General features: G+C 66.8%; 7 protein-coding genes and 1 tRNA gene. 7 read left to right on the top strand and 1 reads right to left on the bottom strand.

Features of this window, described 5'->3' with window-relative positions:
- The first annotated feature begins 9 nt into the window (after positions 1-9).
- The 3 genes from ACVPT3_RS04300 (at position 10) to ACVPT3_RS04290 (ending at position 5,377) form a co-directional block, all read left to right on the top strand.
- Positions 10-2,040, top strand: a complete 2,031-nt coding sequence (locus tag ACVPT3_RS04300) for a TonB-dependent receptor (RefSeq protein ID WP_492042967.1) — start codon at positions 10-12, stop codon at positions 2,038-2,040.
- Positions 2,041-2,195: 155 nt separating this feature from the next.
- Positions 2,196-3,698 (top strand): ATPase domain-containing protein, encoded by a 1,503-nt coding sequence (locus ACVPT3_RS04295; protein WP_492042966.1) that lies wholly within the window; start codon positions 2,196-2,198, stop codon positions 3,696-3,698.
- A 29-nt stretch (positions 3,699-3,727) separates the two neighbouring features.
- Positions 3,728-5,377: a response regulator gene (locus tag ACVPT3_RS04290; protein WP_492042965.1), complete on the top strand. Its 1,650-nt coding sequence runs from the start codon at positions 3,728-3,730 to the stop codon at positions 5,375-5,377.
- Positions 5,378-5,476: 99 nt separating this feature from the next.
- Here ACVPT3_RS04290 and ACVPT3_RS04285 read toward each other — a convergent pair.
- Positions 5,477-5,553 (bottom strand) — tRNA-Lys (locus ACVPT3_RS04285).
- 89 nt (positions 5,554-5,642) lie between these two features.
- On the opposite strand from ACVPT3_RS04285, the gene ACVPT3_RS04280 reads away from it, so the two are divergent.
- The 4 genes from ACVPT3_RS04280 to ACVPT3_RS04265 all read left to right on the top strand — a co-directional run bounded on the left by ACVPT3_RS04280 (position 5,643) and on the right by ACVPT3_RS04265 (position 13,194).
- Complete coding sequence (locus tag ACVPT3_RS04280) at positions 5,643-6,734, top strand: CaiB/BaiF CoA transferase family protein (RefSeq protein WP_492042964.1); 1,092 nt, start codon at positions 5,643-5,645, stop codon at positions 6,732-6,734.
- A gap of 30 nt (positions 6,735-6,764) precedes the next feature.
- A complete protein-coding gene (locus ACVPT3_RS04275; RefSeq protein ID WP_492042963.1) occupies positions 6,765-7,082 on the top strand; it encodes a hypothetical protein in 318 nt (105 codons plus the stop codon).
- An 86-nt stretch (positions 7,083-7,168) separates the two neighbouring features.
- Positions 7,169-8,965 carry an autotransporter assembly complex protein TamA gene (locus tag ACVPT3_RS04270; RefSeq protein WP_492042962.1) on the top strand — a complete coding sequence of 599 codons (1,797 nt, stop codon included), beginning with the start codon at positions 7,169-7,171 and terminating at the stop codon, positions 8,963-8,965.
- On the top strand, positions 8,962-13,194 hold the full coding sequence (locus tag ACVPT3_RS04265; protein WP_492042961.1) for a translocation/assembly module TamB domain-containing protein: 4,233 nt from the start codon (positions 8,962-8,964) through the stop codon (positions 13,192-13,194). Before ACVPT3_RS04270 ends, ACVPT3_RS04265 begins: the two co-directional genes overlap by 4 nt.
- Positions 13,195-13,243 lie beyond the last annotated feature (49 nt).

The following is a 13,243-nucleotide window of genomic DNA, read 5'->3' as shown; positions in this document are numbered from 1 at the left end:
GCCGTCCACATGCGCGTCTCCTCCGTTTCCCGCTCTCTCTTGCTGGCCGCCGCCGCCTCGTCCGTTCTGGCCGGCGCCGCCGCCGCGCAGTCGAAGAACGCGCCCGCTGCGGTGGACGACATCATCGTGACGGGCGCGCCCTATGGCATCAGCCAACGCGCCTCTGTGATCGCCACCGACGTGCTGGACGAACAGACCCTGGCCACAGCGCCGGCCTCGTCGCTGGGCGACCTGCTCGCCGGCCGGCCCGGCATCCGGTCCACCGATTTCGCGCCGGGCGCCAGCCGTCCCGTCATCCGCGGCCTCAGCGGCCCGCGGGTGCAGGTGCTGACCAACGGCATCGGCCTGATCGACGCCAGTTCCGTGTCGCCCGACCACGCGGTCGCGACCGATCCCGCCGAGGCCAACCGCATCGAGATCATTCGCGGCCCGGCCACCCTGGTCTATGGCGGCTCTGCGATCGGCGGCGTGGTCAATGTGCTGGATGACCGGATCCCGACCGAAATCCCCGAAGGCGGCGTCAACGGCGTCGTCTCGACCCAGGCCTCCAGCGTCGACGATGGACGCGGCGCCTTCGCGCGCGTCACGGTGGGCGGCGGCCACTTCGCCTTCAATATCGATGGCGTGAAGCGCAAGACCGACGACTACGACATCCCGGCGCCGGCCGTGTCGCAGCGTCTGGCCGACGCCGAAGGCGTCGAGCGCGAAGACACCGGCAGCCAGCCTAACAGCTATACCGAGCTTGAAGCCTGGGGCGTCGGCGGGTCCTATATCGGCGACAAGGGCTTCGCCGGCGTCTCCTACAAGAATACCGACAGCGAATACGGCACGGTCGCCGAGGAGTCCGTCTTCATCAAGCTGAACCAGGAGCGCTGGGACGCACGCGGCGAATATCGCTTCGACGGTGGCCCCTTCTCGGCCCTGCGCGGATCCTACGGCCACGCCGATTACACCCACACCGAGTTCGAGGACGTCGGCGAGCCCGGCACCATCTTCAACTCCGACGGCTGGGAAGGCCGCGCCGATCTGGTCCAGCGCGAGCGCAATGGCTGGAACGGCGCCGTCGGCGTCCAGGCCCTGTCGCGCAACTTCGAGGCCATCGGCGAGGAGGCGTTCGTTCCCACCGTCGATATCGACGAACTGGGCATCTACACGGTGCAGCGCCTGGACAGGGGAAATCACGGTTTCGAGGGCGGGCTGCGCTACGACCGCCGCGAGCTTAGCGCCACCCCAATCGGCGGATCCAGCCAGGTGGATCGCGAGTTCGACAACTGGTCGGCCTCGGCCGCCGCCTTCATCCGCCCGGCCCAGGGCCTGTTCCTCGGCCTAAGCCTGGCCCACAACGAACGCGCGCCCAGCGAGGTCGAAATGTTCGCCGACGGCGTCCATATCGCGACTGCGGCCTATGAGACCGGCGACCTGACGCTGGACACCGAAAAGGTCACCACGGTGGAGGGCACGGCCCATTACGACCGGGGGCGCTTCTCCGGCGATCTGCACGTCTATCACTCGTGGTACGACGGCTTCATCGACGAACGTCCGACCGGCGAGGAGTTCTATTTCGACGAGGAAGACGAGTATTTCCCCGTCTATCAGTTCGTCCAGACCGACGCGAAATTCTATGGCTTCGAACTGGAAGGGGCTTATGCCCTGTGGCAGGACGGCGACCGCAAGCTGTCGCTGGAGGGCGCGGCCGACTATGTCCACGCCGAGACCGACTTCGGTCCGGCGGCGCGGATTCCGCCCTACTCCCTGACCGGCCGCCTGGCGTGGACGTCCACCCGGTTCGACGTCAGCGGCGAGGTGCGCCATGTCGGCAAACAGGATCGCGTCGCCAACGAATTCGAGCTGCCGACCGACGACTACACCCTGGTCAACGCCTCGGTGGCGGTGCGGCCCTTCACGCAGCAGAACGTGACCGTGTTCGCCGAGGCGCGGAATCTGACGGACGAGGAGGCGCGCGAACACGTCTCCTTCCTCAAGGACATCGCCCCTCTGCCGGGACGAAACCTGCGCGTGGGCGTCGCCTATCGTTTCTGACGCTTGGTGGGATTGAACTTTGAAGGGCGGCGCCCGGCCGGGCGCCGCCTTTCTGTTTTGGCGGGCGTCCTACCGTGGCAATCCGGCAATCGGGGGCGATGTAACCAAGTCGCCCGCCGCGCGTTACAGCCCGGCTATCAATCATGATGAGACCAATGGGCGACCAGACATCCGGCGGGGCCACGCACCAAGCAGCCTTCGGTGTCCAAGGTCTGGACGATGTCCTTGCGGGTGGACTTGAGCGGGATCGAGTCTATCTGCTCGAGGGCGCGCCAGGAACCGGCAAGACGACCGCCGCCATGGGATTTCTGCTCGAGGGCGCCCGATTGGGCGAGGCCGCGCTCTACATCACCCTGTCCGAAACAGAAGACGAGCTTCGCGGCACAGCCGAGTCTCACCACTGGTCGCTGAACGGTATCGAAATCTTCGAACTGGTGCCGCCTGAAAGCCTGCTCGACGAACAGCAGCAGCAGAGCCTGCTCTATTCGTCCGACCTGGAACTCGGCGAGACGACTCGCATGATCTTCGAGGCGGTCGAAACCCATAGACCGCGACGTGTCGTGATCGACAGCCTGTCGGAAATCCGTCTCCTCGCGCAAAGCTCCTTGCGCTACCGTCGGCAGGTTCTGGCCCTGAAACACTATTTCGCGAAACGCGGCGCGACTGTTCTTCTGCTCGACGACCTGACGACCGACGTGAACGACAAGACCGTACACAGCGTTGCGCACGGGGTGATACAGTTGCAGGAGCTGGCGCCTGAGTACGGCGCGGAACGGCGCAGGGTCCGCGTCATCAAATACCGCGGGCGGCGTTTCAGGGGCGGCCATCACGACTTCACCATCAAGACCGGGGGGCTTGAGGTCTATCCCCGTATCGTCGCATCAGAGCATCGCACAAGATTTGACCGCACCCTGACCTCAAGCGGTGTAAGCGCGCTCGACGCGCTCCTGGGAGGCGGCATCGAGCGAGGGTCCAGCGCCCTGATTCTCGGGCCCGCCGGAACCGGAAAGTCGTTGTTCGCTCTCAACTTCGCCGTTTCCGCGGTGGAGCGTGGCGAACGCGCCGCCCTTTTCATCTTCGACGAGGAATTGGGCCTGTTGTTCGATCGCGTGAAGCCACTTGGCATGGACCTCGAGGCTATGCGCGATGCGGGCGGGCTTATCATCGAGCAGATCGACGCCGCAGAACTGTCGCCTGGCGAATTCGCCGCGAGAGTGCGGGACTGCGTCGCCAAACAGCAGATCAAGACCGTCGTGATCGACAGCCTGAACGGCTACCAGGCGGCCATGCCGCAAGAGCAGTTCCTCGTGTTGCACATTCACGAACTGCTGCAATATCTCAATCGCCAGGGCGCCTCGACCTTCCTCACGGTGGCCCAGCATGGTCTGGTAGGAGAAATGAAGGCGCCGATCGACGTCACCTATCTCGCCGACACCGTCATCCTGCTCCGTTATTTCGAAGCCATGGGGAATGTGCGGCGGGCCGTCTCGGTAATCAAGAAACGCGCGGGTCGGCATGAAAAGACGATCCGGGAATATAATATCGGGTCTGACGGATTGACGTTGGGCGAGCCCTTGACCGGCTTCCAGGGGATTTTGCGCGGCGTGCCCAATTTCGTCGGACAGGGCAGCGGTCTGCTCGGCGAACCCTCTGCATGATCCATTCAGGCGAGCGGTCGGAGCGCGCGTTGATCCTCGCCCCCTTCGGGCGGGACGCCTTCATCGCAGCGACGATTCTTGAGGAAGCCGGCCTGACAACGACCGCCTGCTCGAGTCTGGGCGAGTTGCTACACCAGATCGAAGACGGCGCCGGCCTGGCGGTCATCGTCGACGAGGTGCTTCGCGACGGCGATTTGTCGCCCTTGTCCGCCTGGGTCGCGGGCCAGCCTTCCTGGTCGGATTTCCCCTTCCTTCTTCTGACCCAGAGGGGCGGCAGCGTCGAACGCAACCCGGCCGCCAGACGACTGTCGGACGCCCTGGGCAATGTCGGCTTTCTGGAACGCCCCTTCCATCCCACGACCATGCTCAGCGCTGTACGCACCGCCCTGCGCGGGCGACGGCGGCAGTACGAGGCCCGCGAACTGATCCACCGTATCCGCGAGGACGAAGTCCTGTTGGAGCGCAGGGTCGTCGAACGCACGGCTGAGCTTGAGGCCGCGAACCGGCAGCTGGCTACACAGATCGGCGAAAGAGAGCGGGTTGAAAGCGCCCTGCGCCAAGCCCAGCGTCTTGAGGCGGTCGGGCAGCTGACCTCCGGTGTCGCCCACGACTTCAACAACCTGCTGACCGTCGTCATCGGCAATGTGGAGCAAATTCAGAAGCGTGTGGAAGACCCCGCCCTGGTGCGCCGGCTTTCCATGATCAGCGAGGCCTCTCGACGCGGTGCCAAACTGACCGCCCAGATGCTGGCCTTCTCGCGTCGCCAGAAGCTGGAGCCACGCGCCGTCGATCTCAATGACACGGTGCGGAACATGCGCGATCTGCTGCAAAGCACCATGGGCGGCAGCGTCCAGATTCGAGAGCCCGAACTCGCCGCTGGTCTGTGGTCGGCGATGATCGACCCTACCCAGATCGAACTGGTCATCCTCAACCTTGCGATCAACGCCCGTGACGCCATGGAGGTGGGGGGGACCTTGCTGATCCGAACGGAGAATGTGATCACCGAGGCGTCGTTCTCCCCCGAGGCGCCCCCGGCCGGTGAATTCGTCATGGTCTCCGTGACCGACAACGGTTCCGGCATGACCGACGAGGTCCTGGCGTGCGCCTTTGAACCCTTCTTCACCACCAAGGCTGTGGGCAAGGGCTCAGGCCTCGGCTTGAGTCAGGTGTTCGGCTTGGCCAAACAGTCCGGCGGCGGCGTTACGATCGAGACCAGGCTGGGCGAGGGCACGACGATCAGGATCTTCCTGCCCCGCGCCGATAACGCCCCCGTTCAAGAGACGCCGCGCTATGCGGCGCCGCAGGCCGCTTACGGAGACCATGTCGTGGTGCTCGTGGTCGATGACGACGACGCGGTCCGTGAGGTGACGGTCGAGTATTTGCAAGATTTGGGCTACGCGGTCGTCGAGGCGGGCAGCGGCGGCGCAGCGTTGGAAATATTCGAGCAAAGAACAGATATAGAAGCCGTGATCCTGGACTACGCGATGCCGGGCCTGAACGGGGCCGATCTTGCGCGCGAGATGCAGAACCGTCGCTCCGGCACACCGGTCCTGTTCGCGACCGGCTATGCCGACGCCGAGGCCCTGGCGTCGACCCCTGATGACAAGCTGATTCGAAAACCCTTCGAGCCGGGCGAATTGGCTGAAAAATTATCCCGGTTGCTGGTGACTGCGGCGTAACTCCAGACTGGGGCGCTGAAAGTCCGCGCTGTCGGACGGCGACCAGCCCGAGTTCATCCGGGCGTTCAGGCGCTGCGCGCCGTCAGGATGCCGACAAAATGGTACGTCCTCTCGGGCTCGAACCGAGGACCCTCTGATTAAAAGTCAGATGCTCTAACCAACTGAGCTAAGGACGCACCGTGCGACGTTCGGGGCGGACCCAAACCGTCGAAGGGCGCCTTCTGTTGCAATCCGCCCTTCCGGTCAAGACCGGGTCTGCTACTCAATGCGGATGAAACCGCTGAACGGACTGCGTATCATCGAATTTGACGGCCTGGGGCCGGTGACGTTCGCCGGCATGATGCTGGCGGATATGGGCGCCGATGTCCTGCGCCTGACCCGTGACGCTTCGGCTGGTCCGGCCGCGTTCGACGAGGTTGGCGGCGCCGTGCTGCACCGAGGCCGCGCCGCCGTACCCGTGGACCTCAAGTCCGAGCTCCATCGCGAGACGATCCTCGCCCTGGTTGATCAGGCCGACGCGGTGATCGAGGGATTTCGGCCCGGCGTGATGGAACGGCTCGGCTATGGTCCGGAGGTGCTGCAAGCGCGGCGTCCGGGGCTTGTCTTCGGTCGAGTCACCGGCTGGGGCCAGACGGGCCCGCTTTCGGGGGAAGTGGGGCACGATCTCAACTATCTCGGCCTTACGGGCCTGCTGAACGCAATGGGGGAACCGGACCATCCGCCGGCGCCGCCGCTCAATCTGGTCGGCGACTATGGCGGCGGAGCCATGATGCTGACGGTCGGCGTGCTGGCCGCCCTGCTGGAGGCCCGCAGCACTGGACGCGGCCGTATTGTGGACGCCGCGATGACCGACGGCGCGGCCCTGCTGGGCGGCCTCTTTCACGCCCTGCGCGGCCAGGGACTCTGGAGCGAGCATCGGGGCGCCAACCTGCTCGACGGCGGGGCGCCCTTCTATCGCTGCTACGCCTGTCGCGATGGCCGATTCGTCGCTGTCGCGGCGCTGGAACCCCGCTTCTACGCAGCCTTACTGTCAGGGCTGGAGATCGATCCGGCGCAGGCGCCTCAATATGACATCGCCGGCTGGCCTTCGCTCCACGCCCGGTTCGCAGCCCTGTTCGCCATGAGGGACCGTGACGGCTGGATCGCGCATTATTCGGGGACCGAGGCCTGCGTCACCCCCGTCCTCAGCCTGACGGAAGCCCCGTCGCATCCACATAATCGAGCGCGATCGACCTTTCAGGGCGGCTTTCCGGCCCCCAGTCCCCGCTTTGATGGACTGGAGGCGGAGGCTCCGCCCGCCGGTCGACGCCTGTCGCTCGAAGAGGCACGGGCGCTCTGGGGCGACAAAGCCGGATGACCACCGCCATTTTCAGCGCTATGGAACGACGTGGCGCCGCAGGCGTTGCAACGGCTGACGCCCCGGGGAATTCTTCTGATGAGACGCTCGATCTTCGTTCTGGCCGCGACAACGCTGGGCGCGTTGATTCTTGCGAGCTGCGACGACTCGCAGTCGGGATATCGCGAAGAACAGGCGGATGTTTCGCCAATGGAAGATCAGGCGCCCCCAGCCGAGATCGCCGAGGAACCCGTCGTGGCGCCGGAAGCGACCGATCCGGCCGCGACCCCGCCCGCCGACCCTATTCCGCCGGAGGAACGGACATCCGAACAATCGGTTCAGCCCGAAAGCGAGACACTGTTTTACTGAGGCGCGCCGCGTCGCCGCCACAACCGGATGCGAGGGGACGTGCTGGGAGCCGACCTGGAGTCCGCCTCCTTGACGAAAGCTAGAGTTTGACGTTTCGGCCCACCCTGTTCCTCGCCGCCCTGGCGATCTGCAGCCTCGTCGCCCAGGCCGCCGAGGCGGATCCACGCGCCCAAATTCGGGGCGACATGGACGCCGATCTACGGCGGATGCTTGAACGCGCGGTGGGCGAGGTGGACGGCGCGCCTGAAAGCCGGTTCGAGGCCCGGCGACGCGCGCGCGGGGCCCTGTCCGCAGCCGAAGCCTTGCTGAGATCCGAAGCCTACTACCAGCCTGTGCTTGAGGACGTGGTCGAGGGCGAGGAGCGACCGGCGGCGATCGTCTCGGTTCAGCCCGGCCGGCGCTTCCTGCTGACCGAACCGAGTATCGCGTGGGCCGACCCCGCGCCCGACAGCGACAGCGCCGCCGCGGCCTTTGACGCGATCGGATTGAAGGCCGGAGCGCCGGGCCGGGCCGTGGACGTCATCGCCGGCGAAGGTCGCATCGTCGCCAACCTGACCCGCGGCGGCTATGCCGACGCCAAGGCCGAGCCGCGTCGCGTCGTCGTCGACCACGCCGCCTTCACCGTCGCCCCCGAGTACCGGATCAACTCGGGTCAGCTGGTCCTGCTCGACGGAGTTGTGCTGCAAAGGGCCGGCCGCACGAATCCGAACTGGGTCGCGGGCCTCGCGCCCTGGACCGCAGGCGACCGCTATGATCCTGAACAGGTGGCCGAACTGGAGCGCAGGCTGCTGGATACGGGCGTCTATGACGGCGTAGGCGTCGCTCTCAGCCCGATCGATCAGACCAACGCCGACGGACACCGTCCCATCATCGTCACTCTGAACGACCGACCGCGCCGTGTCATCGAGGCAGGCGCCACCTGGTCCACGGCTGAGGGCGCGGGCGTGGACTTCATCTGGACGCGCTACAACCGCTTCGGACGGGGCGACACCCTGGTCATGGAGACCCGGTTCGCCGACATCGACAGCCGCGTCGGCGCAGACCTCTCCCTGCCCCACTGGCGCAAGCCCGGTCGAACGCTGAAGCTGAGCGCCGGCGTGGTCAAGGAAGACACAGACGCCTACGAGCGCACCGCCCTTGTCCTGGCCGCCGAACTACAACAGCGCATCGGACGGACGTCGTATTTCAACTACGGCATCGGCCTGGACGCGGGCCAGTACAACGAGAACCGGTACGACTACACCTCCGTGCCGCCGAGCGCCGTCACCTTTGACCGCGACCTGGCCATCATCACCGGACGAACCAGCGCCTATATCGACAATTCGAACAATCCGCTGAACCCGACCCGGGGCTGGCGGCTGACCGCCTCGGTCCAGCCGACTGCGGTGGCGGGCGAGGACACTATCCTGTTCCTGCGTGCCGAGAGCCAGGCCACCGCCTATCTGCCGCTGCAGGACCAGGCCCGGACCGTTCTCGCCGGCCGACTGCGCGTCGGCGCGATCATCGGCGGCGGCGAGTTGAGCGTGCCGTCCGACCGTCTGTTCTATTCCGGCGGCGGCGGCTCGGTGCGCGGCTATTCCTACCAGGGCGTCAATCCTGAACTGCCCGACCAGACCCCGCGCGGCGGTCTGTCGCTGTTCGAGACGTCATTGGAGGTGCGCCGCGACATAGGCGAGAGCTTCCAGGCCGTGGCCTTCGTCGACGCCGGCGCGGTGGGCTTTCAGGAGACCCCCAACTTCAGCAATATGCGTTACGGCGCCGGGGTGGGGGTCCGCTACATGCTGCCGTTCGGCCCGATCCGCGCCGACGTCGCCGTGCCTCTGGACAAGCGCGACGGCGATTCGGCCTTCCAGATCTACATCAGCATCGGGCAGGCGTTTTGACCGAAGCTCCGCCGTCCGCCACGCCCGATCCCGCCACGGGGGATGATACCTCCGCCGAGGTGCGCAGGAAGCGCAGCCTGCCGCAGTTGCTGGCCCTTGTCGCAGGCGGGGTCGTCGGCGGCCTGCTGCTTCTGCTGATCATCGCCCTCATCGGCGGGCGGATGTATATCGTCTCGGACGCGGGGCGCGACCTGGTGACCGGCTTCGTCCAGGGCCAGAAGGTCAGTCGCTACGGGCGGATCAACGTCTACGGGCTGAAAGGCGACCTGTTCGACGATTTCACTTTGGATCGTGTCACCGTCACCGATCGGAACGGCGTCTGGCTGGACGCCCGCAACGTTCGTGTCGACTGGTCGTACTGGCCGCTGGTCACACGCCGTTTCCACGCCAGCGAGATCAGCGCCGATGTGATCCAGCTGATCCGTCGTCCTGTCCTCGACGCGCCCAGCGGCGAGCCGGGCGGGCCTCAGCCGATCGACGTGGATATCGACAAATTCTCCGCCCGGGTCGAACTGCTGGAGGGTTTCTCCAAGGAATACGGGCGCTGGGACCTGTCGGGCGATATCGATTTGCCGCGGCGGGGCGCCAAACAGGCCAGCGTCAAGGCCGACAGCCTCAATCGACCGGGCGACTATCTGCGGCTTGCCGCGACCTTCGGCGGCAAGCTGGAGCAAACCCGCGTCGATCTGCGCGCCAACGAAGCCCGGGGCGGTCCGCTGGCCGGGGCCATGGGCTATTCGCCCGATGAGCCGTTTTCGGCGGTCGCCGTCGTGAACGCCGACATCGTCCACGCCAAGGTCCAGACGGGGCGGTTCACGCCGCTGATCGTCGACGGCCGATTTGGCGAAAACGGATCGCGCGTCTCCGGCTTCTTCGATTTCAGCGGCTCGGACCTGTTCGCGCCCTTCGTCGAGCGCGTCGGTCGAACCGCCCGCTTCGGCTTCGCCATGGTTCCGGCCAGGGACAAGGCCTTCCAGGGCGTCGGCTGGAAACTGGTTTCGGACAATATCGCCTCGGAAGCCCAGGGCGTCATCCGCCTGTCCGACCGCAGTTCGCCCGACGGAATCCGACTGAACATTCAGGCCGCTTCGCTCAGCCGGTTGATCGGTTCGGATGTCGCCGGCCCGGCCGCCTATTCCGGCCTGTTCAAGGGCGACGCCCAGACCTGGACGCTGGAGGGCCAGGCGACCCTGCTGAACGCCAACCTTGCCAGCTATCGCGCCACCCGCATCACCGGCCCCCTGAACGTCCAGGTGCGCGACGGGCGGATGGATCTGGACGGCGACATCCGCGCCGTGGGCGGCTCGTCCGAGGGCGTGATCGGCGGCCTGCTGGGCGCGACCCCGCACGTCCAGCTGGAAGCGGCGCGGATGAAGGACGGCGCCCTTCTGCTGGAAAAGATCGACCTGGAGGGCCAGGGGCTGACGTTGAACGGATCGGGATCGCGCAATCTGCTGGGCGGAATGGGCTTCCGCGGCGACGCCCGGCTGACCGACGCCTCGCGTGTCCTGCCCGGGGGGAGCGGCGCCTTCGGCGGCCCCATCCGCGCCTCCTCGGCGAGAAGCGGCGCGCCCTGGATGCTGAGCTTCGACGGCCGGGGGCGCAACCTGTCTGTCGGAATGGACGAGCTGGATCGTCTGTTGGGGCGCACGCCGCGCCTTGAGTTGGCCGGCAAGCTGAACGACGGCCGGATCGAGGTCGATCGCGGCGAACTGACCAGCGCGGCCGGCCGCGCCGGCGCCAAGGGCCTGATCGAAACGGACGGCCGGCTGCGGTTGGCGCTGGACTGGAACGCGCGCGGGCCGTTCGGGGTCGGACCGGTCGAAATCGGCGGCGACATGAACGGACGCGGCGCCCTGACCGGGACGCTGTCGCAGCCGCGCATCGACCTGACCGCCGGCTTCGACAAGGTCACGGCCGGCGCGCTGACCTTGACCAACGCCGACCTGATCCTGAGTTTCCGCCGGGGCGCGGACGCTTCGGACGGGCGTGTCACAGTGACCAGCGGGTCGAACTATGGACCGGCCCGTGCGTCCGGGAACTTCTTCCTGGGCGGCGATCGGATCCGGTTGACCGATCTTGACGTCAACGCCGGCGGCGTCGCGGCCCAGGGCGCGGTGGCGCTGGCGAACAATATCCCCTCCAGCGCCGATCTGACCTTCACCGCCCGCGCCGGGGCCTTCCTGGCCTCCGGCGAGGCCAACGGTCGGATTCGCCTGACCGAAGGCGGAGGCTCCGAGAGCGCCATCCTTGATGTCAGCGGGCGGAACGTCCGCCTGGCCGGTCAGAGCTGGGTGGTTCGGACTATCGACCTGGACGGGCGCGGCGCCCTGGACAATCTTCCCTTCACCGTGGCGCTGGACGTCGGCGGCGGCGTGCCGGCCCAGTTCAACGGCACGGGCGTCTATTCCCGACGCGGCGACGCCCAGACCCTGACCCTGCGCGGCGGAGGTCGGGTGCGTGAGGTGGCTTTCACCACGCGGAGCCCCGCCTCGATCAGCCTGAACGGCGAACAGCGAACGGCGCATGTGGACCTGGGCGTCGGCAGCGGCGTGCTGCTGGCCGACCTGCGCCAGGACGCCCGGACGGCGATCATCCAGGCCGACCTGACCAGCGTGGACCTTCAGACCCTGTCGCCCGAGTTGCGCGGCCGCGCCACCGGCCGGATCGCCTTGCGGGGCGCAGGCGACGATCTGTCGGGCTCGGCAAACGTCACCCTGCAGAACATCCGCAGCATCGACGCGCCGCGCGGTCTGGCCGTCGACGGCAGGCTGGACGCCACCCTGGTCAACAACAGTCTCAGCATCAAGGCGACCGCTTCCGACGAGGACGCGGTTCAGGCCTCGGCGGATGTGACCCTGCCGGTCGAAGCCTCGGCTGCCCCCCTTCGCCTGGCGATCGCGCGTCAGCGGCCAATGTCGGGCAATGTGTCGATCAATGGTCAGATCCAGCCGATCTGGGACCTGTTCCTGGGGGGCGACCGCAGCCTGGCGGGACAGGTGGCGGGACAGGCGACCCTCGCCGGAACCCTGGCCGCGCCGCGCCTGAACGGCCGATTTGACCTGACGCAGGGCTCCTATCGTGAAAAAGCCGTGGGCCTGGTCCTCGACGACCTGACCCTGAGGACCCGTTTCGATGACACGACGGCTCAGATCGAGACCTTCACGGCCAACGACACCGCCGGCGGGACTGTCTCTGGTCAGGGCCGGATCGGTCTGCGCGAGGGATCAGGTTCGACCGCCCAGCTGAATCTCACCCGCTTCCGCGTCATCGACAACGACATCGGCGAGGCCCGGGCCTCCGGCCCGATCACCATCGTCCGCGGCCAGGACGGCAATATCCAGCTGTCAGGTCAGATCAATATCGACGAAGCCCGGATCGAGCCCGAGGTACCAGGCTCGACCGGCATCGTCTCGATGGACGTGGTCGAGATCAATCGACCAGGGGGCGATCCGGAGGAGAGCGAGACCCGCCAGCGCGGACCCCAGATCGGGCTGGACATCGCCCTGCGTTCGACCGGCGGCAAGGTTCGGGTCAGCGGCCGCGGCCTGAATGTCGTGCTGGACGTGAATGCGCGAGTGCGCGGCACCATCGCACAGCCGCAGTTGACCGGCACGGCCAATGTGGTGCGTGGCGATTACGAGTTCGCCGGCAAGCGGTTCGTGTTCGACGAGTCCGGCCGGTTGACCCTTTCGACCGATCCAGCGGACATCCGCCTGAATCTGTCGGCGACGCGCGAAGACACGGCCCTCACAGCCTCGATCAATGTCACCGGCACGGCCGCCGAACCCAAGATCGCTCTCACCTCGACCCCCGCCCTGCCCCAGGACGAGATTCTGTCCCAGGTGCTGTTCGGCCGCTCGGCCTCTCAGCTGTCGCCGTTCGAAGCGGCCCAGCTGGCCGCAGGTGTCGCCGCCCTGGCCGGCGGCGGCGGCTTCGATGTGATCGGAAACCTGCGCGAACTGGCGGGTCTTGATCGTCTGTCCTTTGGCGGCGAAGCCTCGGCCGTGACCGTCGCCGGTGGCCGTTACATCACCGACGACGTCTATCTGGAGGTCATCGGCGGCGGCGAGGGCGGCGCAGCCGTGAAGGTCGAATGGCAACCGCGCCGCAACCTGGCCATCAGCTCGCAGTTCGGCGGCCAGGGCGACACCAGCCTGTCGATCCGCTGGCGCCGCGAAAGCCGCGAAGCCGGCCAGCGCGCCGACCGCCGCCCGAACAGGAACTAGGTCCACCTGAAGGCGCGATCTTCACCTTTAGCGTCGCGACCGCTAGGAT

Source organism: Brevundimonas sp. FV1ps31S, assembly GCF_058681265.1.
The sequence above is the reverse complement of the archived record's forward strand: the minus strand, read 5'-3'. Positions and strand labels throughout refer to the sequence as shown.